This is a genomic window from Puniceibacterium confluentis, from assembly GCF_007923445.1.
In the GTDB taxonomy this organism is placed as follows: domain Bacteria; phylum Pseudomonadota; class Alphaproteobacteria; order Rhodobacterales; family Rhodobacteraceae; genus Puniceibacterium; species Puniceibacterium confluentis.
Genome location: NZ_VOJI01000140.1, coordinates 1 through 513, shown reverse-complemented (window position 1 = coordinate 513; position 513 = coordinate 1). Strand labels below are relative to the sequence as shown.

The window sequence follows — 513 nt, the reverse complement described above, 5'->3', positions numbered from 1 at the left end:
GGATGCTGCTATTGTCAGCTATGGGAGTTTTATTGGGACGCGCCACTATTTTGGACGAGCTTTCTCCTTTTGCTCTCGCTTATTTTGCGGTCATTACGTTCCTTCGGCGTGATCTGATGCTGCCTGTAGCTGTATCCGTTGTGCTAGGCAGCCTGTTAGCTCCTTACCCATCGTTATTCATGATTGGTGGTGAGTTAATCGTATTTTATCTCCTGTATCGCGGGCTACGCACCTTCGATCGTCTGGAATTATCCTATGCCCCGCTTATGGTCTTCTTGTCTGTGTTTATGGTCAATTTATTTAACGCCGTGATGGCTCCGGCTTTTACATGGTATGAGCTTGTCATTGTGGGAACGGATGCGGTACTCAGTTTTATGCTTACATTGGTGTTCACCCAGGCCATACCGCTGTTTACGTACCGCAAGAAGGCAAGCCAGCTCAAAAATGAAGAAATTTTGTGTCTTATTATTCTATTAGCCTCTGTGATGACGGGAGCAGTAGGATGGACCGTTC

The 513-nt window shown here is 46.6% G+C and carries 1 protein-coding gene; it reads left to right on the top strand.

Going from position 1 to position 513, the window contains the following annotated elements:
* Positions 1 to 513 (top strand): hypothetical protein (locus FOY53_RS24345; protein WP_222435351.1); only part of this gene is annotated, 513 nt, incomplete at both ends.